A 22,012-nucleotide genomic window follows, 5' to 3' on the forward strand; every position below is an offset into this window, starting at 1 on the left:
ATCAGAACGGCTGCTTCGCGTAGCCGGTCATCACTGTCAGCCCCATTTCACGTCCGAGCGCGGTCATAGGATGAACCACCACCAGGCCGCGCGCGCTTTTCTTCAGCGCACCCATATTAGCCTGCTCTTTTTTGGTGATCTCACGGCTGAACGGCAGCTTTTGCAGCTGCTGTGCTTCTTTGCTCAGCTTCTCTTCACGCACGTTGCGCAGGCGTTCAATCTCCACCACCAGCGCTTCTTTTTCTTTCAGCAGCGCACCGAGCTTCTCGGCATCACCGGATTCCAGCAATTGCGGCTCTTTGCGGTTCAGGGCATCCAGCTGATCGCTCAGGCGTTTGATCTCAGCTTTTTCTTGTTCTTTCATCGGGGAAACTCGTTAAGGAAAACAGGGAAAGGATACACCAAATTGCCATTGCTGTGCACCGGGCCTGGTACTGCGCGATAAATCGCGTCGCTACGGTATATGCAATGTTCTGTAGCGGCAGGCATCAATGCGTCATATTAATTGTGCGGTCCATGGGACGGTGCGCATTAATGCGCACCCTACGGTGTAGGGTCGCCATTAATGGCGACCTGGCCGACTCAAACGGCGGGCTTTTTAAACGCCTGCTTATGAGAAATACGTGAAATCAGTTCGGTAAGCGACAGCACCATGGTGGAGCGTACCATCTGCAAATAACGTTGCTGCTGCATCGCGCGCAGCTCATCATCGTCACGGGTAAAATCCGGTTTCGGCGGCCACGCCACCACGCAGTGCAGCTCACCAAAAGGGCCGAGGATCTCATCGTCGGTAAAGCGGTAGTCGCTGGTGTCGTGGTTCAGTTCTTCGCGCAGCGCCAGCAGCAGCTCGCAATCTTCATACTCGTGGCGACTGATCACCCCGAGGCCGTAAATCAGTTTCAGGCGCACCGACATCTCGCCCAATGGACCATTGCCGAGCAGCAGAGGCTCCACGGCATATTTCACGGCGTAATCATCCTTGCGGAAAACCTGCAATACCAGCAGGTTAACCGCTTCGGTCAACAGTTCAACGGCGGCGATCAGAAAGCTTCTCACCGAACGACCGGCGTTCAGGCGCTCAAGCACCCGGTTTTCAAAAGCTTGCTTCTCTTCCATTATTGCCTGCATCGTTCAGATACCGCCGTCGGGCGCAGCCTGGCCGCGCCCGGTATGAGCCGTTAAGTGGCGCGCATTATGCCATAGCGTTGTAAGCACTCACCACTGATGCGACCACTTCACTGTTGGCATCCAGCCCGGACACCTGCGCCAGCGCGGCCTGCGGTCCTTTTTCTGCCAGCAGCGCTTCCAGTTCCTGCGCCTGTGGATCCTGCGCGCTGCGATAATGCATCGCGGCGGCAATGCCCTGCACCAGGTTGGCGTGCGGCAGCTGATATTCGAGTGTGCCCAGCGTAGGTTTGATCAGGCGATCGCCCGCGCTCAGCTTACGCAGCGGCTGACGGCCAACGCGCTCCACGTCATCTTTCAGGTAGGGGTTTTCAAAGCGGCTGAGGATTTTCTGGATGTAGGCAGCATGTTTATCTGCTGCAAAGCCGTAACGCTTGATCAGCACCGCGCCGCTCTCTTCCATCGCGCCTTGCACCACCGCACGGATTTTCTGATCGAGAATCGCATCACGAATGGTGGCGTGACCGGCCAGCTGGCCGAGGTAAGCGGTGATCGCGTGGCCGGTGTTCAGGGTGAACAGCTTACGCTCAACAAACGCCATCAGGTTGTCGGTCAGTTCCATGCCCGGAATGTTCGGCAGCTCGCCTTTAAACTGGGTTTTATCGACGATCCACTCGCTGAAGGTTTCCACCGTCACTTCCAGCGGATCGTTGCTGCCAGCTTCTGACGGCGGCACGATGCGGTCTACCGCGGAATCGACAAAGCCAACATGCTGCTCAACCCAGGCGTGATACTGCTCCGGCAGCGCCTTCAGCACATGCTGCTTCAGCTGGCTGGTGCCGCGTACCATATTTTCACAGGCGATGATGTTCAGCGGACGGACATTACCGTTATCGCTGCGTTTGGCCAGACCTTTAGCGACGCCACCGGCGATGCGCTCCAGAATCTGCGGACCAACCGCCGTGGTAACGATATCAACCTCAGCAATCAGCGTGACGATATCGTCGCTGGTGCTGTTAACTGCGCTAACGCCTTTTACGATTTCGACTTTTGCCTGCTCGCCAACCACATGAACCGGATACTCATGACGGGCGTTAAGGGCATCAAGCACGACCTGATTAACATCCGCGAACACCAGTTCGATACCGGCATCTGCCAGCAGTTTACCGATAAAACCACGGCCGATATTGCCTGCTCCAAAATGTAACGCTTTCATAATTTGACCCATATCAAATGACGAAGGGGCGGGCATATCCGCCCCGGAAATTGGGGACGGGCATGCCCGCCCCAGGGAAGAGTAACGCTGTATCAGGCGGTGGCTTTGCTGCCAGACAGCAGATCCAGCACATCCTGCACGCTGGTGGTATTCGCCAGCTTCTCAATCACGCTGTCATCATCCAGCGCGTTGGTCAGGCTGGTGATCACCTGGATGTGTTCGTTATTGCGTGCGGCAATACCAATCACCAGGCGAGCCACTTTGTCAGACTCTTCGCCGAACTGCACGCCTGCCGGATACTGGCAGAACACCACGCCGGTTTTCAGCACGCGGTCTTTGGCTTCCACGGTGCCATGCGGTACGGCAATCGACTCACCGAGGTAGGTCGGCGTCAGCTTTTCACGCTCCAGCATCGCTTCCACGTATTCCGGCTGCACATAGCCGCCTTTCACCAGCTGCTCACCGGCGAAGCGAATCGCCTGCTCTTTGTTGCTGGCGCTCAGGCCGAGGAACACGTTATCAGCGCCCAGTTTGAACAGGTGCGCGTTGCCGGAATCAAAGCTGTCGGCCAGCGTGGTCTTGACGGTTTCGCGATGCGCTTCACTACGGTTCGCCGCCACCAGACGCTCGGTCAGGTTGCTGTACAGCGCGCTGTCGAGGAAGTTGTTCAGCGAAATGTGCTGCGCCTGCGGCGCCTGACGCATGGCGCGTTCAGTCAGGTCACGGTGGGTAATCACCAGATCCACATCACCCGGCAGGGCGTTGATGGCGCTGTTGGTCACCGAAATGTTGCTCAGACCCGCATCCTGCACTTTCTTACGCAGTACGCCCGCACCCATGGCGCTGGAACCCATACCGGCGTCACAGGCAACGATGATTTTGCGTACATGGTTCAGGTCAACGCTCATGGCGTCACCGGCAACCGGCGCACCCGCTACGGTCTGGCCTTTTGACTGGGCTTTCATGTCCTGCATACGTTTGGTTGCGGCTTCGATGTCATCATCTTCTTTCACTTTGCTGGTTTTCAGCAGGATGGAAGAGATGACGAATGAGACGGCAAACGCGGCAACGATAGCAGCAATGTTGGCGAAGTAGGTGCCTTTAGGCGTCATCGCCAGCACCGCCAGGATGGAACCCGGAGACGCCGGAGAAACCAGGCCGCCATGCAGTACGGTCAGGGTGAACACGCCAGTCATACCGCCGAGGATGACCGCCAGCAGCAGACGCGGCGCCATCAGCACGTACGGGAAGTAAATTTCGTGGATACCACCGAGGAAGTGGATGATCGCAGCACCACCGGCTGATTGTTTGGCGCTACCGCGACCAAAAATCATATATGCCACCAGCACACCCATACCGGGGCCTGGGTTGGCTTCGATCAGGAAGAAAATAGACTTACCGGCTTCGCTCGCCTGCTGGATACCCAGCGGAGAGAAGATGCCGTGGTTGATGGCGTTATTGAGGAACAGGATTTTCGCCGGTTCAACAAAGATCGAGGTCAGCGGCAGCAGGTTGTTCTGCACCATCAGGTTTACGCCGGCGGCGAGAATGTGCGACAGACCTTCAACCAGTGGACCGATGCCAAGGAACGCCAGCAGCGCCAGCAGCATACCGATGATACCGGCTGAGAAGTTGTTAACCAGCATCTCGAAGCCGCTTTTGATCTTGCCATCAACGGCGCGGTCAAAGTTTTTAATCGCCCAGCCACCCAGCGGACCGGCAATCATGGAACCGAGGAACATCGGCATATCAGCACCGACAATCACACCCATGGTGGTGATTGCGCCGACCACGCCACCGCGATCGCCACCCACCAGACGACCACCGGTAAAACCGATCAGCAGCGGCAGCAGGTAAGTGATCATCGGGCCAACGAGTTTCGCCAGCGTCGCGTTCGGGATCCACCCGGTCGGAATGAACAGTGCAGTGATGATACCCCAGGCGATAAACGCACCGATGTTAGGCATCACCATATTACTCAGAAAGCGACCAAAGCTCTGAACTTTGACCTTCACTGATGAGGACATAAACCCACCCCTTATTGAGACGCGCTGCAATAAGAGAGCGCGTTTGTTTTTGTTAAGACGTTACGGCGGGGGCCGTGGCATTACTGTATGCAGGCGGACTCTAGCACTTGTTTATGACGCTGCGTAGAGCTCGCGGTAAGTGTGATGCAGATCACGCTAATCTGGGGTGGTCAGGGTGCTATTAGGTGACTCAGATCACAAAATTACCCTGTAAGAAAAGTACGGTGCCGAATATTTAAGCAAATCAGTGGACTAAATGTGACGGTAATCACTTTATTCATGGTGCTGTTTGTTCGATAAATGTGATTGAGATCACAAAGTATTTTTGGTCGAAAATGCGCCAGATCACACTATGTCATCGCTGGGGGGAGGCAGAAAAGGGGCGTGTAAGGAAGTGACAAAAATCTGAAAAGCGGGCAACACAATATTGCCCGCCTGAAATTTTACTGAAAACCACCCTGAACGGCGTTCTGCGCCTGGGTCAGCGCCTGGGCGTTGCTGGAGAGGTTGCTCATCAGCTGGTTGTACTGCGTTGCCTGATCCTGAGTCGGGAACTGCACGCCACCATCGTTAAAGGACACGCGCGCACCCTGCGATTGCAGGAAGTCGCCAGCCTGGATTGCCGCCTGGCTCAGCGCCTGAAGATTAGGTAACAGCGGGATCAGCGTACTGGCCGGTTGTGTCACCACTTTGGCATACACGCTGTCGTAGACTTTCTTCAGATCGTCCGGCTGTTTCAGCGCGGCTTTGCTGCTGTCGGCCTGCATTTTGGCGCTCTGAATTTGCTGCGTCAGCACGCTCAGATTGCCGCTGGCCTGGCGCAGCGTGTCGCGGCGCGTCAGGTAATCCTGGGGGACGCGAATCGCGCCCAGTTCGTCGACCACCGGGCGCATACCCTGCTCAACAGCCTGATTAACCTGCTGGGAGAAGCCATACAGAATGGCGTAATCGCTGGCATAGTTACCGAAGGTTTGCTTCTGGTTTTCGCTCAGGCTGGGCAGGTGCTCGCCGCTGCGCATCACGGTGTTCTGGAGAAAATCTGTGAAGGCTTTGCGTTGATCGCCCTCTTTGTCGCCACAGGCGGTGAGTTGCATCACCGTGAGCAGCGTAACCATCAGCATGCCGGTACGCATCCAGATGCGGGAAATTCCTGACGCCATATATTCAACTCCTGTCAGTGACACAATGGCTAAATTCAATTCGATGAGAAAGGTCCTAAAGGATAGAACAATGGCCTGGTGCATACAACGGGCGTGAAAGGGGACGGTGTGGTCGTTATCAGCAGGGTGCGTATTGATGCGCGCCTGAGGTCGGGATGGTCGCCATAAATGGCGACCCTGGTAGGGTGCGCATTACTGCGCACCTGGAGATCGAAATGGTCGCCATAAATGGCGACCCTACACACCCCGGCAATCAATACACCAACGCCTGCCCATCCTTGCGGCTTTCCGTGGCGGCGATATAAAAGCCCTGCGGGTCGCGCACAATCGCCTGGGCGCCGCCGAAGTTGTAGCCCAGCAGCGGATCTTCCAGTACCAGCTGATGCCCCATGGCGCGTAGCGCCGCCAGCACGTTGCGATCGATACCCTGCTCGACAATCACCTCACGCCCCTGCACCACGCGCCAGCGCGGCGCATCGATCGCCGCCTGCGGGTTCTGCTTATGCAACATAATGCGCAGCGCCATTTGCAGATGCCCCTGCGCCTGCATCGGTCCCCCCATCACGCCGAACGACATCAGCGGCTGGCCGTCGCCATCCAGCGCAAACGCCGGAATAATGGTGTGGAACGGGCGTTTGCCGCCAGCCACCACGTTTGGATGCTGCGGATCGAGTGAAAAGCCTGCGCCGCGGTTTTGCAGGCTGATGCCGGTGTCAGGCACCACCACGCCAGAGCCGAAACCCATAAAGTTGGACTGAATAAACGACACCATCATGCCGCTGGCATCGGCGGTGGAGAGATACACCGTGCCGCTTTGCTGCGGCGAACCGAAGGTAAAATCGCCAGCTTTATCCGGGTCGATAAGCGCCGCGCGCTGCTTCAGGTAGCTGTCGCTCAGCAGCCGATCCGCCGGAAATTCCAGATGGTCTTCATCGGTGACGTAGCGTTCCAGATCAACCAGCGCCAGCTTCATCGCCTCAATCGACAGATGCAGCCAGGGCACGCTATCCGGCGTATGGCGGCCAATATCCCAATGCTCAAGAATGCCAAGCGCGATCAGCGTCGCGATGCCCTGGCCGTTCGGCGGTAATTCCTGTACCGAACCTCCGGCAAACGGGCGCGACAGCAGCGACACCCAGTCGGCACGATGGTTGTTGAGATCGTCGAGCGTCAGCGCTGCGCCATGTTCAGCCGCAAACGCCGCCATTTTCTGCGCCAGCTCGCCGCGATAGAAGGCTTCGCCATTGGTTTCGGCGATTTTTTGCAGGGTGGCGGCCTGCGCCGGGTTGCGGAACAGCTCGCCCGCGCGCGGCGGACGGCCATGCGGCGCGAAGCAGGCGCTGAAGCCCGGCTGATCTTTCAGCTTGTTATAGCCGCGCTGCCACAGCTGGCCAATCAGCGGCGATACCGGAAAACCGTCGCGCGCGTATTCAATCGCCGGTTGCGCCAGCGTGGTGAGCGGCAGGGTGCCGAAGCGTTCCGCCAGCGCCACCCAGGCCGAGACCGCGCCAGGCACGGTCACCGCTTCCCAGCCAATTTCCGGCATGGCGGGCTGACCGGCAAAACGCGCCGGATTCCACGCCGCCGGGGCGCGCCCGGAGGCATTCAGACCGTGCAGCTGTTTGCCGTCCCAGATAATCGCGAAGGCATCGCTGCCGAGGCCGTTGCCGGTCGGCTCCAGCACCGTCAGCGCCATCGCCGTAGCAATCGCCGCATCAACGGCGTTGCCGCCCAGCTGCAACATACGAATCCCGGCCTGCGCCGCCAGCGGCTGCGAGGTGGCGACCGCGTTGCGTCCCATCATCGGTACACGGTGTGAGGCGTAACTGACGTTGTAATCCAATTCACTCATAACCCTTCCTTAATGTGAGTCATTGCGCGGATCGAGCGCGTCGCGCAGTCCGTCGCCCAACAGGTTGAAGCCCTGAACGGTGAGAAAAATAGCCAGGCCGGGGAAAATCGACATCCACGGCGCCTGCTCCAGATACCCTTTGGCGGTGTTCAGCATCGCGCCCCACGAGGGCGACGGGGGCTGCTGACCCAGGCCAAGGAACGACAGGCTGGCCTCGGTGATGATCGCTGAGGCAATCGCCAGCGTGGCCTGCACCAGAATCGGCGACAACACGTTCGGCAGCACGTAACGCAGGATGATCCAGCGATCCGGCAAGCCGATAGCGCGTGCGCCATCGATATACTCTTCATGGCGAATGGCGATCACCTGGCCGCGCGTCAGACGGGCGAAAATCGGCATCGCCGACAAACCAATGGCAATCATCGCGTTCGACAGGCTGGGACCAAGAAAGGCACCGAGCGCAATCGCCAAAATCAGAAACGGGCAGGCGAGAAGCGCCTCGATAAAGCGCGAGATAATGCCGTCGCACCAGCCCTGCCAGTAACCGGCAATCAGCCCCAGCGGCACGCCAATCAGGATGGCGATCAGCACCGAAATGCAGCCCGCCAGCAGTGAGGTGCGCGCCCCCCAGATCAGACGCGACAAAATATCGCGTCCCAGCTCATCGGTGCCGAACCAGAACAGCGCGGACGGCGCTTTGCGTACCGCCAGAAAGTTGGCTTTGATCGGATCGGCCGGTGCCAGCCACGGCGCCAGCAGCGCCACCGCGACAAACAGCAGCACAATCACCGCGCCGATCAGCGCGCTCTTGTTGCGCAGAAACTTCTTCAGCACCCGACGGTTAGGGCGCGCTGCGACGGGCGCGGCGCTGGCGGTTAAAACCTCGCTCATGGTTAGCCTCGCATTTTCGGGTTGATTAACAGATAAAGCACATCGGCCAGCAGGTTCAGCAGCAGAAACCCGATAGCGACCACCAGCACCACACCCTGCACCACGGCGTAATCACGGTTAAACACCGCATCGACAATCATCTTGCCGAAGCCGGGCAGGGTAAAAACCTGCTCAGTCAGCACCGCGCCGCCCAGCAGCTCGCCGAACAGCAGCGTGGTCAGGGTGACGATGGGCATCAGCGCGTTGCGGAAGGCGTGCTTCAGCACCACTTTGGGCGTCAGCAGGCCTTTGGCGCGCGCGGTGCGGATGTAGTCCGCTTTCAGCACCGCAATCATTGAGGCGCGGGTGTGACGCATCAGCGTGGCGGCCAGACCGGTGCCGAGCACCAGCGCAGGCAGCAGCAGGGTTTTCAGGTTCTGCGCCATATCCTCGCCGATTGGCACAAAGCCCGACGCCGGCAGCCATTGCAGATGCACCGAGAACAGCAGGATCAGCAGAATTCCCAGCCAGAAATGCGGCACCGATATGCCCGATAGCGCGACGAAGTTGGTGGTGTGATCGACCCAGCTGTCTTTGCGCACGGCCGCGATGATGCCCATGCTGATGCCAACCAGTAGCGCGATCAGCATCGCCAGCAGCGACAGTTCCAGCGTCACCGGCAGCTTGCTGGCAATCAACGCCGTCACCGGTTCTTTGGTGCGCAGCGACATGCCGAGATCGCCTTTCAGCGCATTGCCGATCCACGCGAAATATTGCGTCGGGATCGGATCGTCGAGATGGTATTCGGCGCGCAGCTGCGCGATGACCGCCGGATCGCGCTCCTCACCGGCCATCGCCAGCACCGGATCGCCCGGCAGCAGCTTTTGCAGCGCGAACACCATGATGCTCACCAGCAGCAGCGTGGGAATGGCCAGCAGCAGACGTTTAACAATCAATTCCAGCATCATCGCTCCTTAGCGGTTTACTGCGCCATGCTCACGCCCGCCAGCCGCACCAGACCGTCCGGCCACGCCTTAAAGCCCTGCAATTTATTCGTCATGCCGAAAATACGCGGTTCGAAGTAGAGGTAAGCAATCGGCATATCGGTTTGCAGCTGGTTTACCACTTTGCCGTACAGCGCCTGACGCTGCGCCTGGTCGTTGGTCAGACGCGCGGCGTTCAGCCACTCATCCACCTGCGCGCTGCTGTAGCGGCCGTCGTTGAGCGTGCCTTTGCTGTTGATAAATGAATAGATGCTGCCATCCGGGTCAGGGCGACCGGACCAGCCCGACAGGCTGAGCTGATAATCACCGCGCTGCTGACGATCCAGCAGGGTGGCGAATTCACTCATTTGCAGATTGAGGTTGAAACCGGCTTCGCTCACCATCGCCTGAATCACCTGGCCTACCTGCTGCGCCGTTGGGTTGTTGGTGACCAGCAACGTCAGATTGAGCGGCGTGGTGACGCCCGCCGCCTTCAGCAGCGCTTTGGCTTTCTCCACATCGCGCGCGGGCACCGGCACATTGACGTGATACGGGCTGACCGGCGAGAACGCCTGATTTGACGGGGTATACAAACCGTCAAACGCCACCTGATTCAGCGCATCGCGGTCAATGGCCAGCGAGAAGGCTTCGCGCACGCGCGCATCTTTCAGCGGGCTGCTGGCATCCACTTTGCCGTTATTGATGTTAAAGGTGATGCCCTGATAACCGAGGCCGGTGACTTTCGCCAGCGTCAGCTTGCTGTCGCCTTCAACGGTTTTTACGTCGCTGGCGGCCACGCCTTCAGTGAGATCAAGATCGCCGGCGCGCAGGTTAGCGAGGCGTACCGAAGCATCAGGAATCGGCAGGAAAATCACTTTGTCGAAGTGGTAAGCGCCTTTGTTCCAGTAATTTTCAAAGCGCTTCAGCACGATGCGGTCCTGCTGCACCCGGCTGTCGAACTGGTACGGGCCGGAGCACACCGGATGGGTGGCGAAATCGGGTTTCTTAGCCGCTTCGGGCGCCAGCATTGCGCCAGCGCGGTCGGTGAGCTGGCTGAGTAACGCCGCATCCGGCGTTTTCAGGTGGAATTTCACCTGCATCGGCCCGCTGACTTCCACGCTCTGAATCGAGGAGATTTCACTTTTACGCAGCGAACCCGGCAGCGTCAGCGCGCGTTCGATATTGAACTTCACCGCATTGGCATCGAACTTCTCGCCATCGTGGAAGGTCACGCCTTCGCGCAGATTCATGGTCAGGGTTTTGCCGTCGTCGCTCCACGCCCAGTCGGTGGCGAGGCCCGGCACCACTTTCAGGTTCTGATCGACATCGACCAGGCGGTCACACATGGCAGCAAACACAAAACGACCATAATAGGTGCGCGCCAGATGCGGATCGAGCATGTCCGGGTCAGCGCCCAGCCCGATGCGAATCACGCTTTCGGCATGGGCCTGTACGGTGGCTCCCAGCAACAACAGGCCACTAAGGACGGGTAATAACGCTTTCTTCACGGCTTATCTCCAGAGGGTTTAGGCTTGCTGATTTACCGCCTGCTCAAACAGCGCGCGGCGACGTAAAAAGGCGGCAGAAGGTGGCGCAATCACGATGGCGCTGCGGTCGCGGTTAATCTCCTGCCAGCGGTGGCAGGCGATCTGTCGCCCGCCGCTCAGTACCTGGCTGATAGGTTCAAACTGGCGGCACTCGGCGGTGGCCCACGGACAGCGGGTATGAAAACGGCAGCCAGCAGGGGGCGAAGCCGGATTGGGCAGATCGCCCTGCAACATCGGGATGCTGCGGCTGGCCCCCGGCTGCATCTGCGGGGCGGAGGCGATCAGCGCCTGGGTATAGGGATGCAGCGGCGCATCGAAAATCTCATCGACGGTTGCCAGCTCGACAATCTGGCCGAGGTACATCACCGCCACGCGGTCGCTCATATGACGAATCACCGCCAGACCGTGCGCCACGATGACCATCGTCAGGCCAAATTGTTGTTTCAGGCTCTCCAGCAGATTCACCACCTGCGCCTGCACCGAGACATCCAGCGCAGAGACCGGCTCATCGCCCAGCAGCAGTTTTGGCCGCGAGGCAAGTGCGCGGGCGATACCGATACGCTGACGCTGGCCGCCGGAGAACTCATGCGGATAACGTTCTGCCCAGGCGGCAGGCAGGCCGACGGTGCGCAGCAGCTCCGCCACCCGATCGTGGCGCGCGTCGCGACTCAGTTTGTCGTGCAGCCACAGCGGTTCACCGACAATCTGCTGCACCGTCATACGCGGGTTGAGCGAGGCAAACGGGTCCTGAAAGATAATCTGCAATTCGCGGCGCAGCTGGTTAAGGCGCGCGCCGCTGGCGTGGGTAATGCTTTCGCCCTCGTACAACACCTCGCCAGCGCTGGCGGCCAGCAAGCGCAGCAGCAGGCGGCCGAGCGTGGATTTACCGGAACCCGATTCGCCGACAATCGCCAGGGTTTCGCCCGGCATCACCTGCAACGACACGCGATCCACCGCAGTGACGCCGCGATTACGTTTAAACAGGCGCTGCGGACCGGCGAAGGTTTTGCTTAAATCGCGGCACTCTAAAATGGGTTTCATGCGATCTCTCCCAGCGTAACGTGTTGCTCCAGCGGGGCGCGAAAACAGGCGACCTGATGATCCTGCGCCAGGGCGCGCAAAGACGGGCGGTTCTGGTGGCAGCGTGGTTCGGCGAACGGACAGCGGGTGGCGAAGCGGCAACCGGCGGGCATGTTCTCTGGCAGCGGCACCTGGCCGGGAATGGTTGCCAGCGCACCGCTGCGCGCGCTCAGGCTGGGAATCGATCCCATCAGCCCGATGGTGTAGGGGTGCTGCGGATCGTTGAAAATCGCCTCCACCGTACCGCTCTCCACCACCTGACCGGCGTACATCACCGCCACGCGTTGCGCCACTTCGGCCACCACGCCGAGATCATGGGTGATCATCAGCACCGCAGTGCCGGTCTCCTGTTTCAGCGTGTTGAGCAGGTCGAGGATCTGCGCCTGAATGGTGACGTCGAGTGCGGTGGTGGGTTCATCGGCGATCAACAGTTTGGGCTGATTAATCAGCGCCATAGCGATCATGACGCGCTGACGCATCCCGCCGGAAAGCTGGTGGGGATAGGCCTTCAGACGCATTTCCGCGGCCGGAATCTGCACCTTTTGCAGAATCAGGAGTGCGGCCGCCAGCGCCGCACGGCGATTCACCTTGCGATGACGCATCACCGCCTCGCTCAGCTGATCGCCGAGGGTGAACGCCGGGTTGAGGGAGGTCATCGGCTCCTGAAAAATCATTGCCAGCTGATTGCCGCGCAGGCTGGCGTAGTCGTACGCGCTCAGCGCGCGCAGATCGCGGCCATCAAACTGCATCTCGCCCTGTAAAATCTGTGCGCTGTCGGGTTGCAGGCCCATCAGCGTCAGCGAAGTGATGCTTTTGCCGCAGCCGGATTCACCCACCAGCGCCAGGGTTTCCCCGGCGTGCAGCGTCAGGGAAATGTCGTCCAGTACCGTGACCGGCGAGCCGCGAAACTGCACGCGCAGGTTGCGGACCGACAAAACGGGTTGAGCCGTCATGGCGTCTCCTTATGGCCGGAATACAGGGTTTCCATCAGCGCCTGTTGCAGCGCCAGCAGATGTTCGCGCATCGCCGCGGCCGCCTCGTGAGGTTGCCGGTTGGCAATATGGGTCAGCAGGCGCTGATGATGGTTGTCGTAACTGTCGAGACGTGCCGGGGTGCGGGCCTGCACGCGCAGATGCTGCCAGCCGGGATCGCGGCGCACGGCATCGACGGCATCAAATAAGCCGAGCATCAGACGGTTGCCAGCGGCTTCGGCGATGGCGCGGTGGAAGGCGCTGTCCCACAGCTCGTGCTGGTCGCCATCTTCCGGCGCGACAATGCCCTGCATACGTTCAATCAGGCGTTTCATCAGGGCGATGTGTTCTTTGCTGGCGCGCAGCGCGGCGAGACGCGCCAGACCCGGCTCCAGTTGCAGACGCGCTTCCATCACTTCCAGCAGGTTCGACTGCTGCGGCAGATCGTGCAGCGCCAGCGGCTGGACCGGCGCGGCCGGGCCGACAAAGGTGCCTTTGCCCTGCTTGCGCCAGATGCGGCCCTCTTCTTCCAGCACATCCAGCGCGCGGCGGATTTCGCGGCGACCCACGCCAAAGCGTTCAGCCAGTTCGCGCTCGGTAGGCAACGCGCGATCGGGCGTGTGCTCCTGCTGCTGAATCAGCTGACGCAGCTGCTCCAGCGCGGAGCTGGAGTTCATGGCGGTTTCTGGCGTGTCACTCATGATTGGTTCGCCTGTTTATTCATCAATTGGAATCGCGTAAAGCCTAATGTCTGTCATCAAACGACAGCCTGCACAAACTTGTAGCGGCGCGATTAATCGCGCTTTTTATGCATCTTCTGTTAAAAGGCGCGCGATAAATCGCGCCGCTACGGGGCTGGTCAGTTGTTATCAGCTTAGGCAAGAAGCGAACCAATATTTGATTGGTTCGGATGGCGATAAGGGTTCAGAAAATAACCCCATGATCGTTAAGTAAAATTTTTTTTCGGTTCAGTTGAAAAGTGAGAAGGGCGTCAACTTCCGACAGACAGGCTGCGACATCCTGGTGCGCAGTTGCTGCATGGCTGTGCATCCTGGCGGGGAGAAAACACGGGAATCCATAAATAATTGTTCCATTTCATGGGGATAGAATATTGGCACTTTTTTTGCCTGTGTTTAATCAGATGCAGGAGCGATAGCGGGGAACCGATGTCGCCAGACAATTTGCAATGGGTCACTAGGGTTCCGATCGCAAGATGCTGGTCCGAGAGTGACCGACCGTCCTCTGACGGTTACACGGCGGGATAAAAGCCCGGGAGGAAAGCGAGATCGTAACTCGCCGCCTCCTGCTTTATTCGTCCGCTAACGTCAGAGGAACCACCATGATCAAAGCCTGCCTTCGCCTGCTGTTGCTTTGCACCATCGCGCTGTCCAGCGTCAACGCGCTCGCCGCCAAACCCTCCTTCAAGATTTGCTGGTCCATTTATGCTGGCTGGATGCCGTGGGATTACGCCCAGCAGAGCGGCATTGTGAAAAAATGGGCCGATAAATACGGCATCGACATCCAGTTCGTGCAGGTCAACGACTATATCGAGTCGGTCAACCAGTACACCGCGGGCGGCTTTGATGGCTGCACCATGACCAACATGGATGCGCTGACCATTCCCGCCACCGGCGGCGTTGACAGCACCGCGCTGATCGTCGGCGACTACTCCAACGGCAACGACGGCATCCTGCTGAAAGGCGCGGATAGCGTGGCGGCGCTGAAAGGCAAACCCATCAATCTGGTGCAGCTCTCGGTGTCGCATTACCTGCTGGCGCGCGCGCTGGAGAAATCCGGTATGAGCGAGAAAGACGTCAAGGTGGTCAACACTGCCGATGCCGATCTGGTGGCGGCATTTGGCACGCCGGACGTCGGTTCCATCGTCACCTGGAACCCGCTGCTGGCGGAGGCGAAGAAGGTGCCCAACAGCCATCTGATCTTCTCCTCGGCGCAGATTCCGGGCGAAATCCTCGACCTGCTGGTGGTCAACACCAACACCCTGAAGAAATACCCGCAGCTCGGCAAAGCGCTGACCGGCGCCTGGTATGAAACCCTGCAAACCATGTCCGGCGCGAGTGACAGCGCCAAAGCCGCACGTACGCAAATGGCGCAGGACTCCGGCACCGACCTGGCCGGTTTCGACCAGCAGCTGGCGGCGACGCATCTGTTCAGCGATGCCAAAACCACCCTCGATTTTGTCGACAGCCCGCAGTTAAAAGCCACCATGCAGCTGGTTGCTGAGTTCTCCTTCAAACACGGTTTGCTGGGCGAAGCCGCGCCGAGCGCCGATGTGGTCGGGGTGGAGACGCCTGCCGGTAACTGGGGTAACGCGGGCAACATCAAACTGCGTTTTACCGATGCGTACACCAAACTGGCGGCCGCAGGCCAGTTGTAAGCGGGAGCGATGCCGATGCGTAAACTGATTAACTACCAACCGCTGCCGATGGGCCGCCTGCTACTCGGGGTGCTGCCGCTGCTGGCGGTGCTGCTGGTCTATCTGTTCGCGTCGGATGCGCGCTTAAGCCTCAACGCGGCGGATAAACTGCTGCCGGGCTTTAACGCCATGGGTGACGCCATCAACCGTATGGCGTTCCAGCCCAGCCCGCGTACCGGCGAGTACCTGCTGTGGACCGATACCGCCGCCAGCCTGCTGCGTTTGCTGAGCGGCGTGCTGATCAGCGCCATGCTGGCGCTGGCGATTGGCCTGTTCACCGGCGCGCTGCCGGTGGTGCGCGCGGTGCTGGCGCCGCTGGTAACGCTGTTCGCGCTGGTGCCGCCGCTGGCGATTCTGCCGATTCTGTTTATCTGCTTTGGCCTTGGCGAAGTGTCGAAAGTGGTGCTGATTGTTATCGGCATCACGCCAATGATTGCGCGCGATTTGCAGTTGCAGGTAGAGAAAATCCCGCGCGAGCAGCTGGTGAAGGCGCAGACGCTGGGCGGCCACAGCGCGCAGATTCTGTGGCGGGTGATCCTGCCGCAGCTGATGCCGCGCCTGTTCGATGCGGTACGCCTCTCGTTGAGTTCGGCGTGGTTGTTCCTGATCGCCGCCGAAGCCATTGTCGCCACCGAAGGACTCGGTTATCGCATCTTCCTGATGCGCCGCTATCTGGCGATGGACGTGATTTTGCCTTACGTCGCCTGGATCACCCTGCTGGCCTTTGCCCTCGACCTGCTGCTGCGGCTAATCAGCCGTCGCTGCTGGCCGTGGTATTACGCCAAATAAGGAGCAAACCATGCCCTTACTGCAACTGAAAAATCTTGAGAAGCACTACGGCCAGCAGGTGGTGCTGGAGCGTCTGAATATCAGCGTGGAAGAGGGGGAGTTTGTGGCGATTGTTGGGGCCTCCGGCTGCGGCAAAACCACCTTCCTCAATATGCTGCTCGGCACCGAAGCGCCAACCAAAGGCGCGCTGCTGCTGGATGGCGCGCCGATCCCCGATGAACCCGATGCCCATCGCGGCGTGGTGTTTCAGCGCTACTCGGTGTTCCCGCATCTGACGGTGCTGGGCAACGTGATGCTGGCGGATGAGTTCAGCAGCGCGCGCTGGCTGGGGCGCGTCTGGGGGCGTAAGCGGCTGGCGATCCGCCAGCGGGCGCAAGCGATGCTGGCGCAGGTCGGTCTCGAACATGCGCAAAGCAAATACCCGCATCAGCTGTCCGGCGGGATGCAGCAGCGTCTGGCGCTGGCGCAGGCGCTGATGAAGCAGCCACGCATTTTGCTGCTGGATGAACCCTTTGGCGCGCTCGACCCCGGCATTCGCAGCGAAATGCATCAGCTGATCACCCAGCTGTGGCAGCAGCATGGCCTGACCATTTTTATGATCACCCACGACCTGCGGGAAGGGTTCAGCCTCGCTTCGCGTCTGCTGGTGTTTGACAAACTGCGCCACGATCCCCATGCGCCGGAAGCCTGGGGCGCCACCATTACTTACGACCTGCCGCTGGATCGCCAGCGGGCCGCTGAGACGGCACCGCTGCAATCGCAGGTCGCCTGAAGGAGAGAAGCATGACTACCTCATATCAAACGTTATTACCCGCCGGATCGCACTGGTCGCTGGTGATGCGCAGCGGCACTGCGCTGACCCTCACCGATGTGGCGGGCGGGGCGAATGTCGGCATGTTGTTTTACAACCCGGAAAACCTGCTGGAGCGCTATAACGCGCCGGACACCCTCAAGTGTCAGCACACCTTTCGCCTCACTGCCGGGCACTGCCTCTATTCCGACATGGGACGCATTTTCTGCGGCATCGAGCAGGACAGTTTCGGCTGGCACGAGAGCGTATGCGGCACGCTGAATGCGCAGCAAACCGCTGCGCGCTTCGGCGCCAGCGACTATCAGCAGGCGCGCAATCAGCGCCATCAGAACGGCTACGACAGCTTCCTGGTGGAGCTGGCGAAATATGGCCTCGGCAAGCGTGATATGGCCGCCTGCATCAACTTCTTTGCCCAGGTGCGTGCTGACGACAACGGCAGGCTGCAACTGGAACAGCAGGGTGCGGCCGGTGCCGAGGTGCGGCTGCGTTTCGCCATGGACACCCTGGTGCTGCTGCACACCTGTCCTCATCCGCTCAGCCATGCCAGCCAGTATCCGCGCCAGCCGCTCGGGGTACAGATCGATGCGCAGCGCGCGCCGCTGCCGGAACATTGCCTGCAACGCGCCGAGAACCAGCGCGGCCTGCGCAATAACGCCCTTTATCAATTGCAGGGAGAGTTGTGATGATCAAAGCAAGTTTGCTCAATGCGGATGATGCCCGTTTTCAGCAGCAGATTGGCGCCGGAGATTACTGGCTGCACCGCATCGGGAAAGGCGCCACGCTGCGCATCACCGATCTGGAGGGCAACCAGGCGGCGGATACGCTGTTTTTCAACGCCGACGATACCGCCGAACGCTACAGCATGAGCGACACGCTGCGCGGCCAGCAAAACGTCTTCCTCACCGCCGGTAGCGTGCTGCGTTCCAATGACGACCGGCCAATGCTGACCATTGTCGCCGATACCTGCGGCCGCCACGATACCCTCGGCGGCGCCTGCGCCACCGAGAGCAACACCGTGCGTTATGACCTCGAAAAGCGCCATATGCACGCCTGCCGCGACAGCTGGATGCTGGCGGTGGCAGAGCACCCGGAATATGGCCTGACGCGGCGCGATATCACCCACAACATCAACTTTTTTATGAATGTGCCGGTGACGCACGAGGGCGGACTGACCTTCGCCGACGGCATCTCCGCGCCGGGCAAGTATGTCGAGCTGGTGGCAGAGATGAATATCCTGGTGCTGATCTCCAACTGCCCGCAGCTCAATAACCCCTGTAACGGGTACAACCCGACGCCGATTCTGGTCAGCGTGTGGTGAATTCCTGACGCGACGGGACGACCCGTTATCCGCCGTCAATGCCAGCGCAGGACGACCTGCCGGAATGAGAGATGAAGTCATGATTGAGCGTGTATTGATTGCCAACCGTGGCGCGATTGCGGTGCGTATTATCCGCACCTTGCAGGCGATGAATATCAGGGCGATTGCGGTGTATGCCGAGGCCGATCGCCACGCGCGCCATGTGCGGCTGGCGGATGAAGCCTGGTCGCTGGGCGAGGGCCAGGTGCGCGATACCTATCTGAACCAGGACAAGCTGCTGGCGATTGCTGCCCGCAGCGGCGCGCAGGCGCTGCATCCCGGTTACGGTTTTCTGAGTGAAAACCCCGAATTCGTTGATCGCTGCGAAGCGGCGGGCCTGCACTTTCTCGGCCCGAACGCGCAGCAGATGGCGGCGTTTGGCCTCAAACATCGCGCCCGCGCGCTGGCGCAGGAAAATGCGGTGCCGCTGCTGCCCGGTAGCGGTTTGCTGACCTCGCTGGAGGAGGCGCAGGCTGCGGCGATCAATATCGGTTTTCCGGTGATGCTGAAAAGCACGGCGGGTGGCGGCGGCATTGGTATGCAGCGCTGCGATGATGCGCGGCAGCTGGCGGACGCCTTTACCCGCGTGAAACGTCTGGCAGGTAACAATTTCGCCGATGATGGCGTCTTTCTGGAGAAGTTTATCGCCAGAGCGCGCCATATCGAGGTCCAGATTTTTGGCGATGGCGCGGGTGAGGTGATAGCGCTCGGCGAGCGCGACTGCTCGGCGCAGCGTCGTAATCAGAAAGTGATGGAAGAAACCCCGGCACCCGGTTTAAGCGATGCGGTGCGCGCGCAGTTGCAGGCCACGGCGGTACGGCTGGGGCGCGCGGTGCGCTACCGCAGCGCGGGGACGGTGGAATATGTTTACGACGCGAGCAGCCAGCAGTTCTGGTTCCTCGAAGTGAACACCCGTTTGCAGGTGGAACACGGCGTTACCGAGATGGTGTACGGCGTGGATCTGGTGCGCTGGATGGTGGAACTGGCGCAGCAGACGCTGCCGCCGCTTGCCAGCCTGCAACCGGTGGCGCAGGGCCATGCCATCCAGGTACGGCTGTATGCGGAAGATCCGGCGAAACAGTTTCAGCCGAGCGCCGGTCTGCTGAGCCAGGTGCAGTTCCCGTCAGCGCTGGCCAGCGCCGCGTTGCGCGTCGACAGCAGCGTGGAGAGCGGCATGGAGGTTTCGCCGTTTTACGACCCGATGCTGGCGAAGGTGATTGTGCACGGGGCGGACCGGGAGCAGGCGCTGGCCGGGCTGGCGCAGGCATTGGCGGCCACAGAGTTGTACGGCATCGAAACCAATCTGCTGTGGCTGCGGCATTTATTAACCCTGGCGGAGGTGCAGCAGGGGCGCATCATCACCGCCACGCTGGGCGGCGTGCAGTGGCAACCGCCGACGCTGGATATCCTCAGCGGCGGCACCCTGACCACGGTACAGGACGCGCCGGGCCGCACCGGTTACTGGCACGTTGGCGTCCCGCCCTCCGGCCCGTTCGACAGCCGCGCGTTTCAGCTGGGCAATCGCCTGCTGGGCAACGATGCGCAGGCCGCCGGGCTGGAGATCACCCTGCGCGGGCCGACGCTGCGCTTTAATCAGGCGTGCAGCTTTGTGCTGACCGGCGCACCGCTGGCGGCGCAGCTCGATCAGCATCCGCTGCCGATGAACCAGATTGTCAGCGCCCAGGCCGGGCAAACCCTGACGCTGGGCGAGGTGCGTGACGGCAGCCGCAGCTATCTGCTGCTGGCCGGTGGGCTGGATACGCCGCGCTATCTCGGCAGCCGCAGCACCTTTACGCTGGGCAAATTCGGCGGCCATGCCGGGCGCGCGCTGCGGGCCGGTGATGTGCTGCATCTGGCCGCGCCTGCGCTGCTGGCTGAGCAACAGCTGCCGTCTGCACTGCTGCCGACGCTAAGCGGCCACTGGCAGCTGCGGGTGATCTACGGGCCGCACGGCGCGCCAGCCTTTTTCACCGCTGACGACATTGGTGAATTTTTTGCCGCTGAGTGGCAGGTGCACTACAACTCCAGCCGCACCGGCATTCGCCTGATCGGACCGAAGCCGACCTGGGCGCGCAGCGATGGCGGCGAAGCGGGAATGCACCCCTCCAACATCCATGACAACGCGTACGCGTTCGGCACCGTCGATTTTACCGGCGACATGCCGGTGATCCTCGGCCCGGATGGCCCGTCGCTGGGTGGCTTTGTCTGCCCGGCCACGGTGATCGACGCCGATCTGTGGAAGCTCGGCCAATTGAAGGCCGGGGATCGCGTGCAGTTTATGCCGATCGATCTGGCCAGTGCCGATCGGCTGGCGCTGGCGCAGCGTGAAGAGATCGCGACGCTTCAGCCTCAGCCTCTGCCGGTAAGCGCAGCGCTGCCCCTGATTGATCCGCTGCTGCACCAACATGCAGCAGCAGCAGGGCTGCCGTCGCTCAGCGTGCGCGCCGCCGGCGACCGCTTTCTGTTGGTGGAATATGGCGATCTTCTGTTAGATATCGCGCTGCGGTTTCGCGTCCATGCGTTGATGCAATGGCTGGAGGCGCATCCGCTGCCGGGTCGGCTGGAGCTGACGCCAGGCATCCGCTCGTTACAGATTCACTATGATGCGCAAATCTGCGCAAGAAGTGAGCTGCTGGCGCAGATTTTGCAGGCTGATACGTTACTGGGAACCTTAGCTGATGCCGCCGTCCCTTCGCGTACGGTGTGGCTGCCACTCAGCTGGGATGATGAAGCCTGCCGTGAAGCGATTCAACGCTACAGCCAGTCTGTCCGACCCAATGCGCCCTGGTGTCCGAGCAATATCGAATTTATCCGCCGTATCAACGGGCTGGAAAGCGTTGAAGCGGTGAAGGAGATGCTGTTCAGCGCGGCGTATCTGGTGATGGGGCTGGGCGATGTGTATCTCGGCGCACCGGTTGCGACTCCGCTCGATCCGCGTCATCGCTTAGTCACCACCAAATATAATCCGGCGCGTACCTGGACGGCGGAGAACTCGGTGGGTATCGGCGGCGCGTATCTGTGCGTGTATGGCATGGAAGGGCCGGGCGGTTATCAGTTTGTCGGGCGCACCTTGCAGATGTGGAACCGTGATCGTCAGACATCCGCCTTTACCCAACCCTGGCTGCTGCGCTTCTTTGACCAGATCCGTTTTTACCCGGTGAGCGCCGACGAGCTGCTGGAGATTCGCGAGCGCTTTCCGTGGGGCGATTATCCACTGCGTATGGAAGAGGGCGAGTTCCGCCTGGCTGATTATCAGGCGCTGCTGACGCAGCAGGCCGCGGAGATTGACAGCTTCCAGCAGCAGCGCCAGCAGGCGTTTGACAGCGAGCTGGCACGCTGGCGCGCCGAGGGGCAGTTTACCTTTGATAGCCAGTTGCAGGCGCAAAGCCACGAAGAGACGCCGATCCCCGCCGATTGTTGTGGCGTGGAGAGTCAGGTGGCAGGCAGCGTCTGGCAGTGGCTGGTGGAACCCGGAAGTAATATTGAAGCGGGAGCCACCGTCGGTATTCTCGAATCCATGAAGATGGAAATCCCGATCGTCGCGCCGGTGAGTGGAAAAATCCATAGCCTGCAACGACAGGCCGGGCAGCAAGTACAGGCAGGACAATTACTTATGGTGATCGATCCTGTCGCGTTATAAGAAAGATGAAAAAATAATCAGGATTAAGGCAGCAAACCCGGTGATCTCGCCCCATACTTAGAGACCCGGTCATAAGATGCATTGCCCTGATATGTTTTCGCAGTGTGCACCAGGCTGTGTCCCGTAACGGTTTCATAAAAATTCCTCTTA

Annotated in this window: 18 protein-coding genes and 1 riboswitch; of the genes, 6 read left to right on the forward strand and 12 right to left on the reverse strand. The window is 60.2% G+C overall.

Annotated features, from left to right (window positions below; all coding sequences use genetic code 11):
- Position 1: 1 nt before the first annotated feature.
- The 12 genes from AC6I8V_RS00495 to AC6I8V_RS00550 form a co-directional block, all read right to left on the reverse strand.
- Entirely contained in the window at positions 2–364 is a 363-nt protein-coding gene (locus AC6I8V_RS00495; RefSeq protein WP_497844007.1) for a YibL family ribosome-associated protein, read from the reverse strand.
- Positions 365–582: 218 nt separating this feature from the next.
- Complete coding sequence (gene mtlR, locus AC6I8V_RS00500) at positions 583–1,128, reverse strand: mannitol operon repressor MtlR (RefSeq protein ID WP_497844008.1); 546 nt, start codon at positions 1,126–1,128, stop codon at positions 583–585.
- Positions 1,129–1,192: 64 nt separating this feature from the next.
- The gene (gene mtlD / locus AC6I8V_RS00505) at positions 1,193–2,341 is read right to left on the reverse strand and encodes a mannitol-1-phosphate 5-dehydrogenase (protein ID WP_497844009.1); all 1,149 of its coding nucleotides are present in this window, start codon (positions 2,339–2,341) and stop codon (positions 1,193–1,195) included.
- Between the two features lie 92 nt (positions 2,342–2,433).
- Positions 2,434–4,368: a PTS mannitol transporter subunit IICBA gene (locus AC6I8V_RS00510; protein WP_497844010.1), complete on the reverse strand. Its 1,935-nt coding sequence runs from the start codon at positions 4,366–4,368 to the stop codon at positions 2,434–2,436.
- Between the two features lie 443 nt (positions 4,369–4,811).
- Positions 4,812–5,528 (reverse strand): DUF3053 domain-containing protein, encoded by a 717-nt coding sequence (locus AC6I8V_RS00515; protein ID WP_497844011.1) that lies wholly within the window; start codon positions 5,526–5,528, stop codon positions 4,812–4,814.
- Between the two features lie 253 nt (positions 5,529–5,781).
- On the reverse strand, positions 5,782–7,380 hold the full coding sequence (locus AC6I8V_RS00520) for a gamma-glutamyltransferase family protein (protein WP_497844012.1): 1,599 nt from the start codon (positions 7,378–7,380) through the stop codon (positions 5,782–5,784).
- Between the two features lie 9 nt (positions 7,381–7,389).
- Positions 7,390–8,271, reverse strand: coding sequence for an ABC transporter permease (locus tag AC6I8V_RS00525; RefSeq protein ID WP_497844013.1), 882 nt, complete (start codon positions 8,269–8,271; stop codon positions 7,390–7,392).
- A gap of 2 nt (positions 8,272–8,273) precedes the next feature.
- Entirely contained in the window at positions 8,274–9,215 is a 942-nt protein-coding gene (locus tag AC6I8V_RS00530) for an ABC transporter permease (protein ID WP_497845898.1), read from the reverse strand.
- 17 nt (positions 9,216–9,232) lie between these two features.
- A complete protein-coding gene (locus AC6I8V_RS00535) occupies positions 9,233–10,705 on the reverse strand; it encodes an ABC transporter substrate-binding protein (protein ID WP_497845899.1) in 1,473 nt (490 codons plus the stop codon).
- A 54-nt stretch (positions 10,706–10,759) separates the two neighbouring features.
- Positions 10,760–11,821 (reverse strand): ABC transporter ATP-binding protein, encoded by a 1,062-nt coding sequence (locus tag AC6I8V_RS00540; protein WP_497844014.1) that lies wholly within the window; start codon positions 11,819–11,821, stop codon positions 10,760–10,762.
- Positions 11,818–12,813, reverse strand: a complete 996-nt coding sequence (locus AC6I8V_RS00545; protein WP_497844015.1) for an ABC transporter ATP-binding protein — start codon at positions 12,811–12,813, stop codon at positions 11,818–11,820. The genes AC6I8V_RS00540 and AC6I8V_RS00545 overlap by 4 nt, the downstream gene beginning before the upstream one ends.
- Positions 12,810–13,532, reverse strand: coding sequence for a FadR/GntR family transcriptional regulator (locus AC6I8V_RS00550; protein WP_497844016.1), 723 nt, complete (start codon positions 13,530–13,532; stop codon positions 12,810–12,812). The genes AC6I8V_RS00545 and AC6I8V_RS00550 overlap by 4 nt, the downstream gene beginning before the upstream one ends.
- Before the next feature lie 482 nt (positions 13,533–14,014).
- Positions 14,015–14,109: riboswitch (guanidine-I (ykkC/yxkD leader) on the forward strand.
- 61 nt (positions 14,110–14,170) lie between these two features.
- Between AC6I8V_RS00550 and AC6I8V_RS00555 the strand changes: the two genes are divergently transcribed.
- The 6 genes from AC6I8V_RS00555 to uca all read left to right on the forward strand — a co-directional run bounded on the left by AC6I8V_RS00555 (position 14,171) and on the right by uca (position 21,862).
- On the forward strand, positions 14,171–15,226 hold the full coding sequence (locus AC6I8V_RS00555) for a putative urea ABC transporter substrate-binding protein (protein WP_497844017.1): 1,056 nt from the start codon (positions 14,171–14,173) through the stop codon (positions 15,224–15,226).
- 15 nt (positions 15,227–15,241) lie between these two features.
- The gene (locus AC6I8V_RS00560) at positions 15,242–16,054 is read left to right on the forward strand and encodes an ABC transporter permease (protein ID WP_497844018.1); all 813 of its coding nucleotides are present in this window, start codon (positions 15,242–15,244) and stop codon (positions 16,052–16,054) included.
- A gap of 10 nt (positions 16,055–16,064) precedes the next feature.
- Positions 16,065–16,826, forward strand: coding sequence for an ABC transporter ATP-binding protein (locus AC6I8V_RS00565; protein WP_497844019.1), 762 nt, complete (start codon positions 16,065–16,067; stop codon positions 16,824–16,826).
- Positions 16,827–16,837: 11 nt separating this feature from the next.
- The gene (locus AC6I8V_RS00570) at positions 16,838–17,548 is read left to right on the forward strand and encodes an urea amidolyase associated protein UAAP1 (protein ID WP_497844020.1); all 711 of its coding nucleotides are present in this window, start codon (positions 16,838–16,840) and stop codon (positions 17,546–17,548) included.
- The gene (locus AC6I8V_RS00575; RefSeq protein ID WP_497844021.1) at positions 17,548–18,183 is read left to right on the forward strand and encodes an urea amidolyase associated protein UAAP2; all 636 of its coding nucleotides are present in this window, start codon (positions 17,548–17,550) and stop codon (positions 18,181–18,183) included. The genes AC6I8V_RS00570 and AC6I8V_RS00575 overlap by 1 nt, the downstream gene beginning before the upstream one ends.
- 79 nt (positions 18,184–18,262) lie before the next feature.
- A complete protein-coding gene (uca, locus tag AC6I8V_RS00580) occupies positions 18,263–21,862 on the forward strand; it encodes an urea carboxylase (protein WP_497845736.1) in 3,600 nt (1,199 codons plus the stop codon).
- Positions 21,863–22,012 lie beyond the last annotated feature (150 nt).

It is taken from the genome of Pantoea sp. X-Soil-TKNS-1207 (genome assembly GCF_059730485.1).

Coding starts and splice junctions, on each gene's coding strand:
- AC6I8V_RS00495 (WP_497844007.1), bottom strand. CDS start 364: ATGAAAGAACAAGAAAAAGCTGAGATCAAACGCCTGAGCGATCAGCTG.
- mtlR (WP_497844008.1), bottom strand. CDS start 1,128: ATGCAGGCAATAATGGAAGAGAAGCAAGCTTTTGAAAACCGGGTGCTT.
- mtlD (WP_497844009.1), bottom strand. CDS start 2,341: ATGAAAGCGTTACATTTTGGAGCAGGCAATATCGGCCGTGGTTTTATC.
- AC6I8V_RS00510 (WP_497844010.1), bottom strand. CDS start 4,368: ATGTCCTCATCAGTGAAGGTCAAAGTTCAGAGCTTTGGTCGCTTTCTG.
- AC6I8V_RS00515 (WP_497844011.1), bottom strand. CDS start 5,528: ATGGCGTCAGGAATTTCCCGCATCTGGATGCGTACCGGCATGCTGATG.
- AC6I8V_RS00520 (WP_497844012.1), bottom strand. CDS start 7,380: ATGAGTGAATTGGATTACAACGTCAGTTACGCCTCACACCGTGTACCG.
- AC6I8V_RS00525 (WP_497844013.1), bottom strand. CDS start 8,271: ATGAGCGAGGTTTTAACCGCCAGCGCCGCGCCCGTCGCAGCGCGCCCT.
- AC6I8V_RS00530 (WP_497845898.1), bottom strand. CDS start 9,215: ATGCTGGAATTGATTGTTAAACGTCTGCTGCTGGCCATTCCCACGCTG.
- AC6I8V_RS00540 (WP_497844014.1), bottom strand. CDS start 11,821: ATGAAACCCATTTTAGAGTGCCGCGATTTAAGCAAAACCTTCGCCGGT.
- AC6I8V_RS00545 (WP_497844015.1), bottom strand. CDS start 12,813: ATGACGGCTCAACCCGTTTTGTCGGTCCGCAACCTGCGCGTGCAGTTT.
- AC6I8V_RS00550 (WP_497844016.1), bottom strand. CDS start 13,532: ATGAGTGACACGCCAGAAACCGCCATGAACTCCAGCTCCGCGCTGGAG.
- AC6I8V_RS00555 (WP_497844017.1), top strand. CDS start 14,171: ATGATCAAAGCCTGCCTTCGCCTGCTGTTGCTTTGCACCATCGCGCTG.
- AC6I8V_RS00560 (WP_497844018.1), top strand. CDS start 15,242: ATGCGTAAACTGATTAACTACCAACCGCTGCCGATGGGCCGCCTGCTA.
- AC6I8V_RS00565 (WP_497844019.1), top strand. CDS start 16,065: ATGCCCTTACTGCAACTGAAAAATCTTGAGAAGCACTACGGCCAGCAG.
- AC6I8V_RS00570 (WP_497844020.1), top strand. CDS start 16,838: ATGACTACCTCATATCAAACGTTATTACCCGCCGGATCGCACTGGTCG.
- AC6I8V_RS00575 (WP_497844021.1), top strand. CDS start 17,548: ATGATCAAAGCAAGTTTGCTCAATGCGGATGATGCCCGTTTTCAGCAG.
- uca (WP_497845736.1), top strand. CDS start 18,263: ATGATTGAGCGTGTATTGATTGCCAACCGTGGCGCGATTGCGGTGCGT.